This window comes from Pseudoalteromonas sp. Isolate6 (assembly GCF_022398435.1).
In the GTDB taxonomy this organism is placed as follows: domain Bacteria; phylum Pseudomonadota; class Gammaproteobacteria; order Enterobacterales; family Alteromonadaceae; genus Pseudoalteromonas; species Pseudoalteromonas galatheae.
Genome location: NZ_JAKEVK010000082.1, coordinates 1 through 18,099, shown reverse-complemented (window position 1 = coordinate 18,099; position 18,099 = coordinate 1). Strand labels below are relative to the sequence as shown.

The window sequence follows — 18,099 nt, the reverse complement described above, 5'->3', positions numbered from 1 at the left end:
GCCTATATGGATATAGGTACCTTAGCGGTAGCAGGACGCGAGAGCGGTGCTACTAAAGCTATTTCCCCGCTTCAAGATAGATCATTTACTTAATACAACTGGTATTATTAATTTGGTTTTTTGAAAAACCTAAACGCAATTAGCGTTAGCGTTTACATTCGCATTGATACGGAACGTGATAAAACCCACCCAACAAATTGTCGATGGGAATAGAATTGGAATTCAGGTGAGGCTATTCGTCGAACCACTCACTCAAGTGGTAATTAACGGAACATTCATGCAGATCACTAGGGCGTTGTTTGTTGTAGATGAACATTTACGTCTCCTAGGTGATAGTTAAAAGAATGAGTATTAAGCAGATGTAAACAACCCGCTTAAAAAATATGGCATGCAACGCCGACCTTTTCAACTTTTATTATCAAAAACTCAACAAAACAATCATCGAATGACGTCAATTACGGACTCTCAACATAACAGCTCGGCTTTCTTGGGCAGCTTTTTCCTCGAGTACAGATCACCCGAACAGAGCCCTCAAGCCCTCGTTCAATCCACTGGATATTTAAAATCTTGGCGACACGGAGTAATTGGGTTTTCATATGATAGGGCACCACACTCGCGCCACCATGGCTAATACAAGCTTGTTGCAATTCTCCAATCAAGGCGTCAGCATCAATTCCTTGTGCATTAATAGCAGGATTGAGATCCAGACCCGCGCACAACACCCTTGGACGATTCGCCACATCAACGATTTTTACTGACTCACAGCAATACAGACGTGGTTTACCATTGACGTTCAAGATCGAAAGCTGAGCACTGGCACTATGACTATCATCATGAAATTTACGAAATACGGCCCAGTGCTGACACGGATCGGCAACGCTACGCATATTGCCCCAAGGTAAAGGAATGCCATTGCCCCGATACACCGCCTTGAGTTTACCTGCTTGATAAGCATCAAAATAATGCCAATGTGGATAAGGTGAAACCGATGTCATTCTGCGCATTGCGACGGAAGCCGAAATACCAAGTTGCTCATGGACGCGCACATCGTAACCTCGGCTTTCGAGTAACTGCCGAAATGGTGTACGGGGGCACAATAAAGCCCCTGCGAAGAAACTCGATTCAAAATCCTGCCACGCGCTCAAAATATCCTGGGCATTTGGAGTATCGTGATCTGGGTTATCACTACTCTTCCGGCTTTCTCCAGTAGTGAGTACACATTCTAAACCCTCACTATTGTGAAGCACTGCATGGCCAATATGAACGGCTAAATCGTATTTCATTCTCGCGGGATGTGCGTGCAATGCGCGATTTATAAACACCAAGTTTGGCTCTTTGAAATAAGAAGTGATCATTCCCTCTCCGTCAGGAGAGGATTGCTCAAACCACTCCACTTTTCGACCTTTTGCTAGCAAAATTGCCATGAGGTCATCACAGCTGAGATAGAGATTTTTACCCCCCACTTCATCGGCTGCTCGCTCTAAATCAGGAAAGTGGTTTTGATGGTGTTCTTGGTGGGCACGGATCAAAAGGTGCGCAAACTGCCTACCGCTGATCCCCGCTTGGGACAGCATTTCTGGGATCGCAATTTGCAATATCTCTTTGGCAAATAGAAAGTTGGGCTCTAAAGCCATCCCCACTATCCCACCGAAATTGCCTTTATCTGGCGCTATCTCCGGTGCTTCTGGTTGACTATCTAAAAACCACTCAATCGGCTTTTGAAATACAGTGGAGAAGTTTTCGAGCATCGCTTCGCTTGGCGTACGCTGGCCTCTTTCAATCATTGACAAGTAGGAAACGGAAGGCGCACTGGCGGGATCTTGCTTAACGCATCGAGCCGATAAGTCTTCTAAAGTCAGATGGTTACGCTTTCTTAGATTTCTTATTTTAGTACCCAGAAAGTGGGACTTTCTAATTAAGCTTGCAACTTTTGCCATGATTTCACACCCCGTTTTTGTGAAATTCACACTGTGAAATTCTTTTTGTGAAATTATTTGAATATTTAACTTACACTCAAAATGTACACGAAACAACCAGAATATATTTCCCAATTTATGACAACATGAACAAGTGAGGTGGATCATGGCAGCGCAATTACAACCGCATACAGAGCAATCAATTGATGATACGAAAGCGCAACAGTCAATGCTGGCAAAACAGTATCTTGATGAACAATGTCCTTTAGAATTTGGCTCACACATGGAGGTGACAGACTATGTGGTTTACTACAATCACCTGCTTGCATTTTTTGCCAACGGCACCCATTGTGGTTTGAAAAATTGTAGCCAATTCGTCGCACTATGCGGTCACCGTGAAACGCCAGAGGCTATTTTATTAAAACAGGACGATGGTTTACATATTGAAATTACCTTCAATCGAACCGGAATGCTCGGTCAATTTGATAGCGCCCATATCGAAGATATTATCGTAGAAACACCACTGGCGTCTGTGGTTGGTAAAAAGACTAAAACCCAGCTACAAAAACTGTGGATGAGCTTTTATCACGGTGTGCAACAACCAGCAGGAAAAGCCTGTTACCGTGCCAAAAGTGGGGATGATTATGAACTTTGAGTAAACACTCGATAATTTGTAATCAAATCGCTCAAACATTCAGTAAGTTTTAAGCTAAGCTAATTAAAATACCGCTCTTTTTTCGACTGAGCACATGACTAAATTGCTTAATTTTCTAAAAAACATTAACTGGATGCTTTGGGCGCTCATACTTGGCATTTTTGCTGGTTTAGTTTTCGGTGAACGGTTATCATTTTTAAAACCTATCGGTACAGGTTTTGTAAACCTGATGCAAATCACCATTCTCCCTTATATTGTCGTCAGCCTTATCGTGGGTTTAGGGAAATTTAATCCCGAACAAGTTAAAAGCATTCTTGCAAAAGCGGCGCTAGTCATGATCTCCCTTTGGGTGGTAGGTCTTGCTGTGATCTGGTGCTTTATTATGACATTACCTGCGCATGATGCCGGGACCTTTTTTTCCCCAGCACTGGTCGCAGCAGCGCCCGAAGTAGACTTCGTTAAACATTATATTCCCGCTAACCCTTTTGCTTCTATGGCAGAGGGTAATGTACCTGCCTTAGTCATATTTTGTATTGCGTTAGGTATGGCGCTTATTTCCAATCAAAAGAAAAACCGTTTACTCGATGTGTTAGAAGTCGTCGGTCAAGGTCTATCGGTTATTTCCAAGAAGATCATTGCCATCTTCCCTATCGGCATTTTTGCGATGACAGCAAGTACCGCAGGCACCATGAGCGCAGAAGAGTTGTCTGAATTGCAAGTGTACTGGGTTGTCGTTTTATGTGTCGGCGTGTATTTAATGTTAGTGCTGCTCCCTATGCTTGTTGCCGCACTTACCCCAGTTAAATACCGCGACCTTATCATGGTTATGCGCAATGCATGGATCACCGCATTTAGTACCGGCAACGTTTTTATTGTATTGCCGGTGATCACCGAGGGGATCAAAGATCATTTACGCAAAATTAAGCAAAGTGACGAAAACTCTGATCACATCGCGGAGGTGTTAGTTCCTATCGCTTATACCTTCCCAAGTTTAGGAAAACTTACTACCCTCATTTTCGTCTCTTTTGCAGCATGGCTTACCGGCAACCAAATCAGCATCGAACAAATTCCTAATGTGTCTTTGTCGGCGATGTTAAGTTACTTTGCTAACGTACATATCGCTATTCCCTATTTACTCGATACCTTGCGTGTCCCGGCTGATACTTATCAGTTATATTTATCAATGTCAGTACTCACCGCAAAAGTAGTTTCACCGACCACTGTGGTATATATCTTCGCATTTGTATTTTTATGTATTTTCATCAACCGCAGACAATTACACCTAAAACGCGTGCGCTCAGTTTATTATTTAACGCTACTATCTGCACTACTCCCAGCATTTATGTTATTGAGTTTTACGGCGAATAATTACCTCGGTCAGCAAACTAAATCGGCCGACGAGGCCATCGCTAATATGGTGATCTCGGATACCGTCCCTGCTCATGTACTTAGCTATGTCCCTAAAGCATACCAAAGTGGTGAGTTGTCTTTGACGAATATCGATGTGATTAAAAAACGTAACCTGCTGCGTGTTGGATATCTTATCGATAATGTGCCGTTTAGTTACTTTAATCAAAAAGACCAGTTAGTGGGTTTTGATGTCAGCCTCGCACATAGGCTCGCATCCGACCTTGGGGTTAAAATCGAGTTTATTCCATTTAAAAAGCCACAACTGGCAGAGTATCTCAACAAGGGATATTTCGATATTGCAATGTCCGGCCTTGAAATTAATATTGCCGACTTACAAAGCGTGCGCTTTAGTGACAAGGTATTGGAGCTGCAACTGGCGCTCTTGGCCAAAGATCATGATTTGAAGAAGTTTGCTGACAAGTCAGCCCTACTTACGCTTGATAAGCTGAATTTAGCTCACGTTGAGTATGCTCCGTTACTCAAACAATTGGCCCAGCAAAACCCTAAGGTAAAAGTATCCGGTATTAACAATTTGCAAAGCTATTTTAAGCACCCAGAAAAATATGACGCCTTAGTGATCAGCGCAGAGGCGGGCTTTGCATGGAGCATGTTCTACCCTGAATTTGGTGTTGTAGTGCCGGAGGGGGCAAGTCTGAAATACCCCGTTGGATTTGCCGTCGCCAAGCGTAATCAAGATTTACTGAGTTATGTAAATGCTTGGCTGACTATCCAGCATACCAATGGCCGTATTGAAAAAACTTATGATTACTGGATCTTAGGAAAAGGTAGTGTACAAAAGCAAACTCGCTGGTCATTAATGGATGAACTTGAAATCGACCCAAACACACTTATTGATAAACTGAAGTTCTAATACCAACGAAATAAAAAAAACGCCGTCAGTTAACACGTTAACTGACGGCAAGTCTACTCACTGGGCGAGCTAGCTTTCAAGCTCACTTTAACCTTAGTCAAACCACAAAATAAAACAAGTTTTTAACAAAAAATTCATCACTTTGATAACCGACTTCGTAAACCACTACTGCGGCTCACACTTCGATTCATACCCTGCACCAGTACTTTATATTGCGCCACCAATTCAAACTGCCGTTTAGCTCGGGTGATCCCTGTATAAATGAGCTGGCGGTTTATCCCCTGCTGCGCACGTTGAATTGGTGGTAGTATCATCGCCGTGTAAGCAAACTCCGAGCCTTGTGATTTGTGGATAGTCATCACGTACACTCTATCAAAGCTCGGCAATCTGGCAGGATAAAAGCGCCTAATGCCGCCTTGTTCATCAATAAATGATGCCTGTAGTTCACCCTTTTCATCGCGTAAAATGATCCCGATATCGCCATTAAACAGTTTCAACTGGTAATCGTTTTGGGTGATCATAATGGGCATACCAACGTAAAAGCGCCCTGTTGGTTGTACCAATCCCATTTGGCTGAGCTTGAGCTCTATTCTACGATTTAACTCGTTCACACCGTAAGGGCCTTCTCTCACGGCCGCTAGCAATTGATAGCTGGCAAACTCGCTATGAATTATGGCCTCACTCTCACCATGATGAATGGCAAGCAGGTATCGCTGGTATTGCTCCGCCGCTCTGGCAATTAAGGTATTGTAAGTTTCACTATTTAATTCATGATGCTGTATATCGCTATAACCTTGCCCCAGCACGCTGTCTAATTGCCGCTTATTGTTACTATTTACGGCAAATGCTAACTGACCAATCCCACTTCGACTGTCAAAACGGTGACTTTTTTGTAAAAACGCCAGATTATCTTCCAACATAAAGTCAGCGCTAGTATCACCAGACTCAGGCAGGTTTTGTTTACTCAACTCAGCTAGCTTTGCTTTCAGTGCCTGACTGTAATGTGGTGCTTGCCCAAGCATTAAGTTTTCACATAGATCGCTAAGTACGTTACCGGTATCTACCGATGCGAGCTGATCTTTATCGCCGAGCAAAATAAGCCGTGCATGTTTTGGTAGTGCATCCACCAGCTTCGCCATAAGCGATAAGTCCACCATGGATGCTTCGTCAACAATCAGTACATCAACATGCAGCGGGTTATCTTGATTGTGACGATAGTGCACGCTATTAGGAATAACGCCTAGCAAGCGATGAATAGTTTGCGCCTGCTCTGGCAGTAAGTCAGCAAGCGCTGGCGACAGATTTAACTTCGCTTTCGCACCGATAATTGACTCACTGAGCCTCGCAGCCGCTTTGCCAGTTGGCGCAACTAGCTTGATGGTCAACGGCGCACTGTTATAAAGCGACTGTAAAATCGCAAGCAGTTTTGTGACCGTCGTGGTTTTCCCCGTACCGGGACCACCCGTGATGACACAAAATCGCTTAATGATTGCAAGCGTACAAGCCACTTTTTGCCAATCAATGTCTTCTTCACTGGCTGGAAAAAACGACGCCAACAGTGCACTCAGTTTTGCTTCATCCAGCGTAACATCGGCTTTTGCCAACATTTCAAAGTGTCCCGCAAGCCTTGCTTCATAATTTGCTAATCTCGCCAAGTAGAGCTTATTATCGTATAGCCGAAGCGGTTTATCTTCACCGATTGCAGGATGCTGTGCGAGCGCAGCAACGGCTATACCCGAGCTTGAAAATGGCGACAACTCTATAGATTCATCCGCAACCGCGTAGCTGAGCTCAAATGGATCCTGATAATTAATACCATCTAGCTCTAAACAACTATGCTGACGTCCATGAGCGATTAATAATAGTAAAAATACATAGAAGTGATCGTCATAGCCTTGCTGATTCAGCAACTTGGCTAACGCGATATCGGCTTTTCCGACTCGTTTGTGTTCAAGCAATAACGCTATAAAGCTATGATGATCGAATGCCTCAAAGTCCATGCTTAGCTGGCTCATACAGACTCCTCAAATAATGCATCCAGCGCCAACACTTGCTCTACACTTAACTGATTGAAGAAAATTCCCTGATTGTCCGGTAATGCACGTAAGAACAAGTAATAGTTCCCACCTAAATGCTGTTCAGGGTTATAGTCCGCAAGGCGCTGCTTTAACAAGCGGTGAAGTGCCACGGTATAGATCATATACTGTAAATGATACTGATGAGACGACATCGCGGCATTGAGGTTATCATAGTGATAATCTTCTGGGCTATCGCCAAGGTAGTTGGACTTGTAATCGAGAACAAAAAACTGTCCTTGCCACTTGAAGATTAAATCGATAAACCCCTTCAGCATGCCTTTCACATCATCAAAGTTTAAAAATGACTTTTGCCCAGTGATATCACTGAGGATCTTGTTCAGCTTAACCGCACTGAGTGGTTTTAGTGGCAAATAAAATTCCATTTCAACAATGCAGTCGTCTGGTGGCAAGACACCAAGTTGTAAATGAGGATGTGGCGCAAGAGGTGCTGCCAAACAGCTTGTTATCCAGCGCTCAGCGGTCTCTTGCCATTCAGTCGCAATACCAAACTTATCCAAAGATTTCGTGACCGCTTCGGTCAGCGTATACTTATCTTCGTTTTTGGGGGAATTCGGTGCGGTAAAATCTATAAGCTCAAAGATTTCGTGCAAACAGCTACCTGGCTTGGCGCCCTTAGGAAATGTATATGAGGTTTTTTCCCGCTCTTGACGCTGCTCAGGTAAGTCCAATAAATGGTTTTCGTCCACGGCCCCAGCTGGTTTATCACCATGATGCGTGTGATAGCTTAGCTGGCTGAAGCTTGTGGTACGCCAATGGCGTTCAATCTGACCGCTGAAGGTTTTCGCTGACAAAGCTAGAGGCTTGTCTTCAAGCGATATGTTTATCGCTTGCTGTGGCGCGGTAATTTCATCTACTCTTACGCACTCCATTGCCGCATGTGCTTTACATAACTCGCTTAGGGCACCTTGCCAAGCCTCAGCACTGTCGAAGGTTTCCATGCCAAACAAGGCAAACCCTAAAGCCGTTTTGTGCAGCGCAGACTTTTTACTGCGCCCTTGTTGAATGTCGTAAAGCCCAAGCTCACAATAATGCACCGCACGCGTCAGCGCAACGTAAAGTAAGCGAATATCCTCAGCCAGTCGTTCTTGCTCTGCTTTTTCTTTGGCGTCGTCACTGGCTTCAAGATCGACAACTAGCTTATCCCCTTGGTGATAAACTAACGTATCAGGTTCACGAAACCCAAGCGCAAATGGCATAAAGACAATCGGATACTCCAAACCTTTTGATGCGTGCATGGTCACAATTTTCACCAGATTGGCATCACTCTCTAAGCGAATTTGGCTGCTGTCACTCTGGGCGTTATTTAGCTGCGATAAAAACCAACGTAACACACGACCCGTGCCATCAAGCTCTAATTGCTTATGCTGTAAAAGCTCAGCCAAATGACGAAAATCAGTAAGCCAACGCTCCACTTCCATTCCCTGCTGCTGCCAAATCACTGGCAGCTCACAAGTTATCAATAAGTGTTCCAGCATCGCCATCGCACCAGAGCGATACCAAAGCTGTGTTAACTCACTAAATAACTGTAAATAACCTTGCCACTGCTGCTCATTAAACTGTAAGTCATACAGCGCTTGGTTGTTTAAATAAAATAATGGTCCCGCAAGCACGCCTCTGAGCGCAGCTTCGTCGTAACTCCCGTGCAGTACATCAAGCAGTTGATACAAGGCAATTGCGAGCGGCTGCCTAAATACACTATCTCTGGCAAGGTACACACTGGCAATATCGAGTTGATTTAAGGCTCGTTTGATCAAGCTCGCTTCTATGCGGTCGCGAACTAACACACAGATATCCGCTGGCACAACTGGGTTTTCGCCAATCTTCGCAATCCCCGACTGTCCTTGCTCGATAAGCGCTGCAATTCGACCGGCGAACACCTGACTTAGCCGCGCTTGCGCGGCGCTTTTGTTAAACGCCTCATCCTCATTTGGTAATACACTGAAGCGCAGAGCTGACGACTTTTTAGACGCAATAGTAAATTGCGCATCCTCGGCTTTACCTTGCGCGCTCACCTCAATGAAAGGGATATCTTTGTTGTAGATAAAACTATTGGGATGGCGAGTAAATATCGTATTCACTGCGGCAACCACGTCACTATCGGAGCGATAATTGGTTGCAAGCGTATACCGCCTGTCTTGCGCAACTCCTTGCTTTGCACCGATATAAGTAAAAATATCCGCTCCACGAAAGCCGTAAATGGCTTGTTTTGGGTCGCCTATCAAAGTTAATGCGGTATTTTCCTTTACGTAAACTCGGCTGAAGATCCCATATTGAATGGGATCGGTATCCTGGAACTCATCTATCATGGCAACCGGATATTGCTGTGCAATTTTTTCGGCTAAGCGCTCACCACTATCGCCCATCAGCGCTTGATGCAGCTGCTTAAGTAAATCATCGGGAGAGATCAAGCCATATTCTTCTTTATGGGCGTGAAGCAAAGCTCTTACCTCGTTCACCGCTTGTTGCACCAGCGCGATTTTAAGCCCACTCCCGACTAATTGGTGAAGCTCAGCTAGGGTATCAAAATGACGAATGAGCTCATGCTCCAGCGGCGTAGTATTCTTTTTATAGTGAGCAACATCGGCAAGGCTTTCACTGCCCCAAAGTCCAAAGGAGTGATTACTGCTACCAAACTCAAACCACCACTGCTCACTGTTGACATAATCCTCCAGAGCTTGAAGATTAGCTTTTCGCCCAGGTGCCCGATTGCCTGCCAGCCCCGCGTTTTTCAACACATTGATGTAGTCAGCTTTGACGATTTCGGCCTTTAGCCACAGTGCTAATGTTTGGTATTTTTCGCGAGCTGCAAATACCGCATCTAAGGAAACAGAAGGTTTAATTTCGGCATTTTCTCTTGCTAATAAGGGCCTAACTTGCTTCGCCAGTGCATAAGGCGTCGCAAATTGCTCTATCACAGCCTGTGTTTTTTCTGTATCTAGCGGATAGACAAAACATCGCCAATGATCTGCCATCGCGGCGTCAATCAACTCGCTCTCGTCGAGAATAAACTCGAGGTTAAATGCTACCTTAGACTCAAAAGCGTGCTGCTTCAGCATTCTTTGGCAAAAGCCATGAATGGTGAATATCGCGGCCTCATCCATTGACTTAGCAGCTGCATCAAGGAGATCAAAGGCGCGCTTTTTATCTTCAACTTGCGCCAAAATGGCATTGATCAGTTCATCTTTACAGACTTCGCCTAGTAACACGTCTCGAGCTTGAATAATGCGTTTTCTCACTCGGTCTTTGATCTCTTGTGTTGCCGCTTCTGTGAAGGTTACCACTAAGATTTGTTCAACGCTTAACGGCTCATGTTGCTGATCAGAAGTGCGCAAACCAAGTAAATAGCGCAGATATAAACCGGTGATGGTGTAGGTTTTCCCCGTACCTGCACTGGCTTCAATTAGGTTTTGGCCACTTAGAGGCATAGTAATGGGATTAAGCATCTCCATGGCGTACCTCCTCAGCGGCATCAAGAATAGGTGTTAACAAAGTAAGGCTAAGTGCACAAAAATGCGCTTCATGAGCTAACAAATCGCTAAAGCATAGTTGAACATAGGGGTCTTCCCCTTCTCCTCGACCAACATATTGCGGCTTAAATTTATTTACGGCCTTTTTAATATCCTGTGTCTTGGCGTATTCCATGCTAGAACTTGGGAAAAATGCCACAGGTTCGCTCAGCGCTTGCTTATAAAAAGCCAGCCACTGCTCCAAATATTGCTGAGCTTGTGGCTGCGAAATAGCAGCAAAGTGCACACTTTGATCTAACCCGACAATATAAGTAGTGACTTCATGCCCCATTACACAGGCTGCACAGTGATGTAAAAACCCTTTAATCAAATCTTTGGCTTTAATACTGGCGCTACGATAATACACTTGCCTGTTTTCATACACACAATCAAGCCAGCCGACCAGTATATGCTCTGCAACACCAAGTTTTAGCTCTAGAGGCTCCTTTGGTTCGCTAAGCAACGGGGTCAATACGTTAACCATAGGTTCAACGCGGGTGAGCAGTCCCTCTAGCTGTAGTTTGCCAATGTTTGCTTGTGGCAGCGAGCCTCGTTGTAATATTTGTTCAAGATTTAAGGGTTGTTGTTGTAGCTGAGCATCAAGCACTTCATCTAAATATTGGTAGCGTTCCAATGCATCTAATGCGAAAGGTTCTTCATCAAGTGTTAACGCTTCTATTGGTTTGAGTTTAATGCCGAGTGCTTGCTGATAAAATAACTTTTGCGGCTCACAAACGCCGCGCAGCAAATCGCTAAACTCAATTTCTGCGTCTAAAACTGGTGCTAACGGTTTTATCTCATCAACTTGCGCCGCTCTATGCTGCCAAAGCCAAGTACGATTGTAGCTCTGTAGTGAGCCCGCTTTAAAATGTTCGGGATTAAAAGGTTGTAATGGCAGTTGTGAAGTTAATCGAGTAACAAGCGACTGCTTTGGCATATCTTCAAAATAAAAGCTGCGATCTAGATATTCAGTCAATTCGCTGACTAGAACAGATGGCACTTGGGCTTCGTTGTTAAAGCAAGAGCGGCCAATATAACTGATATACAAGTTTTCTCGAGCACTGAGTAACGCTTCTAAGAACAAGTATCTGTCATCTAGTTTTCGTGAGCGATCGCCTTTACGTCTAGTGGAGTGGGCGACTAAATCAAAACCGATAGGTTGCACGGTACGAGGATAGTCCGCATCATTTAGGCCTAGCATACACACCACTTTAAATGGAATAGCACGCATCGGCATCAGCGTACAAAAGTTTACCGATCCGGCTAAAAAGCGCTGCCCAACCCCTTTTTCTCTAACGCCTTGCTTGACCAAATACGCTAAGATTTTTGCTGAGACTGGCGCTTGAATATCGCCATTTTGATGGTGTTTTTCGATGTTCTCTATAATTTGCTCAAGCTTAAGTAAATCCCAACTCTGTTCAGACTCTGACGAGTAAAATAGCGCCATGGCTTCACGTAGAATTGCTGCAAAGGTCGTTAAGGTCTTTTCACTACTGAGTTGCCGCTTTAACCAAATCAGCGCATCGACAAAGCCGATAAGCTTGTTAAGTACTGCCACCGACATACCTTCAACTTCATCAGCTGGATAAATGGATGCAAACGGCGTCTGTTCGTCGTTCGTTGCTACTCCTAAGAGCAAACGGTTGAGTCCATGCTGCCACGTATTTAATGGTATTTTTGGCAAGCCATATTCGCTCTTATGGCTATCATTTAAGCCCCATTTAACACTGACCTGATCGAGCCAATAGCGAATTAAGTCAAACTCATGGCTTTCAAGATTAAACTGTTCGGCGATCGGTGCAACGCCCAACAAGTCGAGAATATCTGACACACAAAAACGGTTATTGGGTAAGTCTGTTAACGTCACAAAAGACGTTAAAATAGGCCGCTCTTGCTCAATTGCAAGATCGGAAATCGCATAGGGAATCCGCAGGTTGTCTTCACTGCTGTCAAACACCGCTTTAATAAATGGCGAATAGGTGCCCACATCAGGCATCATGACAATAATGTCTTTAGGCGTCAGGCTTGGATTTTGTTCAAACAGATTGAGTAAATAATCATGAAGCCGCTCGACCTCACGCAGTGGCGTGTGGCAATCCTGAAAAATGATACTGGTATCATCAGCCATAATGGGTAACTTACCCAATTCAGATACAAACCAATTTGGATCCGCAGTTAACGACTCACCTTTAAATGCCAACTGGTAGATCTCTTGCTGTACTTGGCCAAGCAAGCTGTCATCAAACGCGTCATCAAATCCATCAATCCAACTGGCATCAAGCTGCAATAATTGTTCAAAATAGTCACGCCCGAGCTTTCCCCACGAAGAAAGGAGTGGGTTGCCAATGTAATAATACTCGCCGTCTTTCGCTTCAAGCTCTGGCATCTTGGCATATTTTGCAGCTACTTTAGCTTGAGTCTTCTCATCGACTAAATCTCCCCAGTAGTGTTCACTGGGGTTAAAAAAGAATAAAAATACACTTGTTTTTTCGCCAAGCGCTTGAAAAATATCAAGCTGACTGGTCGATATGGCTGACAGTCCAAATATACAGATCCGCTCGGGAAGCTTGCCTTCTGGTGCATTAGCCAGCCCTTGCAGTAACTTGTTGTGCATGTTTGCGCGGTGATATGGACTTTGTTCAAGCGCTTCAACATGACGGACTAAACGACGCCAGAGATCAGGCTGCCAAGGGGCAATGGCTTCAACATCCACATCGTTCAGCGTATCTTGACCCTGCTCCCAAACTTCAATCCACTGGGGCCGGTACATCAAATATTGGTCAAAAACATCGGCAATTTTTTCACACAACGCAAAAAGTTTAATTCCTGATGGGTCGTCACCTAAATAGTGCTTTAGCGCAATATATTGAGGCTTATCAATGCAGTCAGGCAATAGCGTAAATAGTTTCCAAGCCATATTGCCTTTATTAAAAGCGGATTCCTTGGGTACATCATCAATAAAATTTTGGTATAGCTTCCAAATGAAGCTAGATGGTAATGGAAAATCGATCTGTGCACTGATCCCTAAGTGTTGACTCATGCCTAGTTTAAGCCATTCAGACATACCAGGAGACTGTACTAACACCACTTCTTTTGCAAACGGGCTAGCGAGCGGTGCTGATTTTATTAGTGTGCAGAGTTGCGCCTGCAAGATTTCCATTCGATTCGATTGGATGATGTGTAACATGTTGTCTGCCATGCAGTTTAACGCTGTGTTAAGTGTATCTGAATCTCCTTGCAAGCGGTAGTTATTGAGGTTATTGCGAGTGTGCTTGAGTAGAAAAGCGACAATCGCCGCTTCTCAGATAAGCTATTAAAACAAATCTATATCAGAGCTCTCTTCCGGCGCTTCAATTTTATGCTCAGACAGCAACTCTTCATAAAAACAAAGCATATCGCGACCGTTATCTTTTGCGTAATAGAGCGCCTTGTCGGCATTTTCAAGCACAGTGATGGGGAAATCATATGGACTGATCCGAGACATTCCGACACTGACGGTGAGTTTTTTTACGAATGGAAAGTGGGTATTTCGTACCAGCTCCATAAACTCGTCCATCTTAGCCTTTATCGAATCGTAATCGGTTGGCTCAAAGACCAGTACAAACTCTTCACCACCGAAGCGAAACAATAAGTCTGTGGAGCGAAAAAACTGACGCATACGTTGAGCTAATAATAACAAGACTTCATCACCACACACATGTCCATAGTTATCGTTTACTTTCTTGAAGTGATCAATATCCATTATTGCTAGCCACGAGGTCGCGCCCTTATGCACCAAACGCACATCGCCATGCCACACCGTTTTGTGTTGTTTGATCACTTGCTTTTCGATCAATTGTTTTAGGCGCTTTTCAAAGGTTTGACGATTGAGTAACCCGGTGAGCTTATCACGCTCATTTTCGTGAAGAATGGTGAGGTAGTTTTCAAAAATACGGCAAAAAGCATTAAGCAGCACTTGATCTGCGCTTGACAACCCTGTACTTATGACCGCTATCGCACCGACAGGTCTGTCTAGAAGGCTGATTGGTACCCAACGATGCTCGGTGCCATCTTTAGCTTGTACTGTAATAATACAGGCTGATTGCAAGCAAGAAATTAATTCCTTATCAGGTTCTTTGATCAGGCTTCTTTCCTCCCAATCAAACTCCTTTTCAGATAGCTTTCTCAGTAATAAGCTTCTCTCTATCGCCAGCTCTCCTGGCACGAGCAGATCTTTATAAACAGCAACTTCTTTACAGCCTATAAACTCTTGAATAGTTGACACTAAGCTGTATTCAAGAGAATCGACGTCTCTCGTTTTTGTTATTCTGATAACGGAATTTAGTAAATCTTCTTGCATGTTCGACGCACTCACAACTGCATTGCTGGCATATTATTACACACTTAGCGAACAAATAAACTCCAAAGTACTCCTTTATTCCTATCAATGTTAAAAAATAAGCTAAAATCCAGTTGACTATTAATTAGCAAATGCCTGACAGTAAAATACTTAAAACACATTCAAGCTAAATGGATAAAGATGGCAACTTTTTATACCAAAAAAGTTGCCGCTTTCCCTCTGACGCTAGCTATAAGCTTATGCAATATACAAAAAAATGCCAAACTTAAGTGTCTGGCATCCCTCTAAATTCATACTTATGGATTGGTTTTAGTCTAATGTCGCGAGCATAGACTCATCATACTCTTTCACGGCTTGGCCTGCTTGCACCTTCTCCACATAATCAGGATTAGCAATAAACGGCCTACCAATCGCCAATAAGTCAAATTTTTGGTTTTGGATAGCCTCAGCACCTGATTCAGCTGTATAACTCCCCACACCTACCAACGTTCCTTTATAAATGCTACGCAAATAAGCTGAGACACTACCGCCCAAATAGTCAAATTCCATCGCGTCGTCGAAAATACCTACGTGTAAATATGCCAAGTTACGACTGTTTAACGCTTTAATTAGGTAATCAAATACCGCTCTGTCTCTTTGGTCACCATCCATATTGAAGTAAGCCCCTGGAGATACTCTCAGCCCCACCCTATCGGCACCGATTCGCTCAGCAACAGCATCTGTCACTTCCAAAGCGAAACGGCTCATATTTTCTGGTGTTTGACCATACTCATCGATACGCTGGTTTGCGGCATGATGTAAAAACTGGTCAATTAAATAACCATTGGCACCGTGAATTTCAACTCCATCAAAGCCTGCCTCAATCGCGTTTGCTGCCGCTTGGGCATAATCGGCAACAAGTTGTGCGATTTCTTCCTGAGTTACCGCTTTAGGAGTTTGATAGGTGAGTTCACGCATTCTTGGAACCGTCCCCTCAATTCCAATAGCCGACGGTGCTAAGACCTCCCCATCAAAAAAGTATGGATGAGCTACACGTCCAACATGCCACAACTGCGCAAACATTTTGCCACCTTCAGCGTGTACAGCATCTGTTACTTTTTTCCACCCTGTAATTTGTGCCTGTGTAAACAAACCTGGGGTATTCGGGTAGCCTTGCCCATCAGGGCGAATAATCGTTGCTTCACTGATGATTAATCCAGCTTTGGCTCGCTTAGCGTAGTACTTCACCATGTCATCGGTAGGTACTAAATCGTCGCCTGCCATACAGCGCGTCAGTGGCGCCATTAGGATGCGATTATTGAGTGATATGGTGTTATTTAGTTTAACATTTTCAAAAAGTACCTGTGGCATTTATGACTCTCCATATATTTGAATATACATTCAAGATAGGGATTCTTGAATTATTATTCAAGTTAAACCTTTACATTTTTTTCATTGTTATCAAAAATGGGCTGAAGTCTTGGTATAATGGTGATGTTTAAACACATTTTGTGCACTTAGGAAATCAATGAGAACAGCTGAGTTTGATAGAGAAACCGTACTGAGAAATGCCATGCAAGCATTTATGACTTATGGCTACAACAAAACCAGTATGCCCAAACTGACCGAAGTAACCGGACTCCATCCGGGTTCTATCTACTGTGCGTTCAAAAATAAAAAAGGTTTGCTATTAGCTGCCATAGATCAATATCAAGCAGACCGACGAGTCCACTATCAACAATTGTTTGCAAATAGCACCAGCCTTCGCTGTGCACTTGAGCGATTCTTACAAGATCTTGTCGCAGAGTGTTTAGGCAACGAGTCAAAAAAAGTGTGCTTGCTCACCAAAACGCTTAACGAAATCGGCGAGCAAGATGCTGACATTCAAACAGCACTGAGTACTAACTTAAGCCAGTTTGAATCACTTATCAGGCAACAGTTTTTGATTGCATGGCCCGATAGTGAAGCGTTTAGTGAAGAGGAAGCCACAAATAGAGCCCGTTTTTTTATTATGTCTGTATATGGTATTCGAACTTATGCAGCGACTCAGTGCGACAGCTCACACCTAAATGCGCTGGCGGATAGGTTATTGGAAGTCTCAATTTAAATATTTATTCATCAGCATAGCGTGTATTTTCATCGATACTTTTCGTACAAGGAGTCAATTGAGTATTCAAACAGCGCTTTTATGTGATTTTTAGCCTCTGGAATCGAGACAAGCTCAAAATCGAGGGAAGCTGATTTACCACCAAATAGTCCAAAAGCAGCTGGCTTAGACACAACATCCAAAGTTAGTAATCCGCGATTATTTTCTATTGGTGTCAATTGGTAAGACGCGTACTTACCGCCTTCATTTCCAAGTATAAAAAAGAACCCACCACCTTCCCCAAGTGCCTCAAACAATTCCAATTCTTTGTCCCAAGGGTAATGATCAATAACATCGCAAGCTTCACGATAAGAACGTAGTTCTTTTTCATAATTGATGAGCTTTGTGCCACCGTCACGATGTTGGTAATAGACTTTAACTCGTCTCATTAAACTTTCCTTATCCACTAACATCACATTTTTGAGAATTTGCTGGCGTAGAAAAACCTTTAGCAGCTTAGTTGACATACTCTACATTTGCGCCGCAAATACGTCATGTATTTTCTCTTGCGTTAGCTGGTTGAAATCACCGTCATGATAGTTTTCGACATATTCAATAAAGGCGCTTGGAGTGGTAGTAATAGCTGACAGAAGCCAGCTCGAACCGTCATCTTCATCATTATTAAACTCTACTGCTCCTTGAGACCAAGTCGCTTCATTATCAAGTCGCCACATGCAAAATGTGACCTCTTCTATTTCGAAAGCTTCGTCATTCAGTACTTCCAACAGCTCTGTTGGCGCTCCCTCGTACATCCCCGGCCATACACCGTACTCTTCTTGAGCATGAGGGCTAACTTCCGATCCATGATCGAACCCCTTGATAAGGATCGACTCGTCTTTGATCACGACAACAATATTGTCGCCGCCCCCATTTTCGTAAGTCGCGATATCAATACCAAAAACCCAATTTTCGGTATAAGTAAAACAGCGCAAATACTCATCATCTGAGATTTCAATATCTAATGCCGCGCTGGCCTTAAGGGCCAACTTTAATTCCTTATTTGATATTTTGTTGAGTTCCATCTTTTTTCTCTATGTTGGAGGTAAGTTATTGAGCGCTTCATTGTAGTTTCGAGATTTCATAACTCAACTTTTCCTGAATTTTTTCAAAAAATACCGAGTGTCGCATAGGCTCTACTAAAATAAAATTAAAAACAATTAGTTACAACCATCCATAGC

General features: G+C 43.6%; 11 protein-coding genes. 3 read left to right on the top strand and 8 right to left on the bottom strand.

Annotated elements, in window-relative coordinates; translation table 11 throughout:
* Nucleotides 1-455: 455 nt before the first annotated feature.
* Nucleotides 456-1,937 (bottom strand): DUF3612 domain-containing protein, encoded by a 1,482-nt coding sequence (locus L1D50_RS12660; RefSeq protein ID WP_128728383.1) that lies wholly within the window; start codon nt 1,935-1,937, stop codon nt 456-458.
* Between the two features lie 145 nt (nt 1,938-2,082).
* On the opposite strand from L1D50_RS12660, the gene L1D50_RS12655 reads away from it, so the two are divergent.
* On the top strand, nt 2,083-2,571 hold the full coding sequence (locus L1D50_RS12655; protein WP_128728384.1) for a malate synthase: 489 nt from the start codon (nt 2,083-2,085) through the stop codon (nt 2,569-2,571).
* Between the two features lie 94 nt (nt 2,572-2,665).
* The gene (locus L1D50_RS12650; RefSeq protein WP_239966152.1) at nt 2,666-4,852 is read left to right on the top strand and encodes a cation:dicarboxylase symporter family transporter; all 2,187 of its coding nucleotides are present in this window, start codon (nt 2,666-2,668) and stop codon (nt 4,850-4,852) included.
* 137 nt (nt 4,853-4,989) lie between these two features.
* On the opposite strand, the gene recD is transcribed toward L1D50_RS12650, so the two are convergent.
* From recD to L1D50_RS12625, 5 genes are all read right to left on the bottom strand, one after another.
* Entirely contained in the window at nt 4,990-6,867 is a 1,878-nt protein-coding gene (gene recD, locus L1D50_RS12645; protein WP_239966151.1) for an exodeoxyribonuclease V subunit alpha, read from the bottom strand.
* Nucleotides 6,864-10,400 (bottom strand): exodeoxyribonuclease V subunit beta, encoded by a 3,537-nt coding sequence (gene recB, locus L1D50_RS12640; RefSeq protein WP_138524818.1) that lies wholly within the window; start codon nt 10,398-10,400, stop codon nt 6,864-6,866. The genes recD and recB overlap by 4 nt, the downstream gene beginning before the upstream one ends.
* Nucleotides 10,387-13,644 (bottom strand): exodeoxyribonuclease V subunit gamma, encoded by a 3,258-nt coding sequence (gene recC, locus L1D50_RS12635; RefSeq protein ID WP_235956531.1) that lies wholly within the window; start codon nt 13,642-13,644, stop codon nt 10,387-10,389. The genes recB and recC overlap by 14 nt, the downstream gene beginning before the upstream one ends.
* 126 nt (nt 13,645-13,770) lie before the next feature.
* Entirely contained in the window at nt 13,771-14,796 is a 1,026-nt protein-coding gene (locus L1D50_RS12630) for a GGDEF domain-containing protein (protein WP_239966150.1), read from the bottom strand.
* A gap of 309 nt (nt 14,797-15,105) precedes the next feature.
* Nucleotides 15,106-16,146 carry an alkene reductase gene (locus L1D50_RS12625; protein WP_128728390.1) on the bottom strand — a complete coding sequence of 347 codons (1,041 nt, stop codon included), beginning with the start codon at nt 16,144-16,146 and terminating at the stop codon, nt 15,106-15,108.
* A 157-nt stretch (nt 16,147-16,303) separates the two neighbouring features.
* Between L1D50_RS12625 and L1D50_RS12620 the strand changes: the two genes are divergently transcribed.
* On the top strand, nt 16,304-16,882 hold the full coding sequence (locus L1D50_RS12620) for a TetR/AcrR family transcriptional regulator (RefSeq protein WP_128728391.1): 579 nt from the start codon (nt 16,304-16,306) through the stop codon (nt 16,880-16,882).
* Nucleotides 16,883-16,911: 29 nt separating this feature from the next.
* Here the strand turns inward: L1D50_RS12620 and L1D50_RS12615 are convergent, their stop codons facing one another.
* Both L1D50_RS12615 and L1D50_RS12610 read right to left on the bottom strand, forming a co-directional pair.
* The gene (locus L1D50_RS12615; protein ID WP_239966149.1) at nt 16,912-17,310 is read right to left on the bottom strand and encodes a hypothetical protein; all 399 of its coding nucleotides are present in this window, start codon (nt 17,308-17,310) and stop codon (nt 16,912-16,914) included.
* A gap of 81 nt (nt 17,311-17,391) precedes the next feature.
* Nucleotides 17,392-17,943: a hypothetical protein gene (locus L1D50_RS12610; protein WP_239966148.1), complete on the bottom strand. Its 552-nt coding sequence runs from the start codon at nt 17,941-17,943 to the stop codon at nt 17,392-17,394.
* Between the last annotated feature and the right edge of the window lie 156 nt (nt 17,944-18,099).

Bases quoted from the DNA above. Each gene is read 5' to 3' on its own strand.
- recC (WP_235956531.1), bottom strand. From the start codon at position 13,644: ATGTTACACATCATCCAATCGAATCGAATGGAAATCTTGCAGGCGCAA.
- L1D50_RS12610 (WP_239966148.1), bottom strand. From the start codon at position 17,943: ATGGAACTCAACAAAATATCAAATAAGGAATTAAAGTTGGCCCTTAAG.
- L1D50_RS12620 (WP_128728391.1), top strand. From the start codon at position 16,304: ATGAGAACAGCTGAGTTTGATAGAGAAACCGTACTGAGAAATGCCATG.
- L1D50_RS12630 (WP_239966150.1), bottom strand. From the start codon at position 14,796: ATGCAAGAAGATTTACTAAATTCCGTTATCAGAATAACAAAAACGAGA.
- L1D50_RS12650 (WP_239966152.1), top strand. From the start codon at position 2,666: ATGACTAAATTGCTTAATTTTCTAAAAAACATTAACTGGATGCTTTGG.
- L1D50_RS12660 (WP_128728383.1), bottom strand. From the start codon at position 1,937: ATGGCAAAAGTTGCAAGCTTAATTAGAAAGTCCCACTTTCTGGGTACT.
- L1D50_RS12655 (WP_128728384.1), top strand. From the start codon at position 2,083: ATGGCAGCGCAATTACAACCGCATACAGAGCAATCAATTGATGATACG.
- L1D50_RS12625 (WP_128728390.1), bottom strand. From the start codon at position 16,146: ATGCCACAGGTACTTTTTGAAAATGTTAAACTAAATAACACCATATCA.
- recD (WP_239966151.1), bottom strand. From the start codon at position 6,867: ATGAGCCAGCTAAGCATGGACTTTGAGGCATTCGATCATCATAGCTTT.
- L1D50_RS12615 (WP_239966149.1), bottom strand. From the start codon at position 17,310: ATGAGACGAGTTAAAGTCTATTACCAACATCGTGACGGTGGCACAAAG.
- recB (WP_138524818.1), bottom strand. From the start codon at position 10,400: ATGGAGATGCTTAATCCCATTACTATGCCTCTAAGTGGCCAAAACCTA.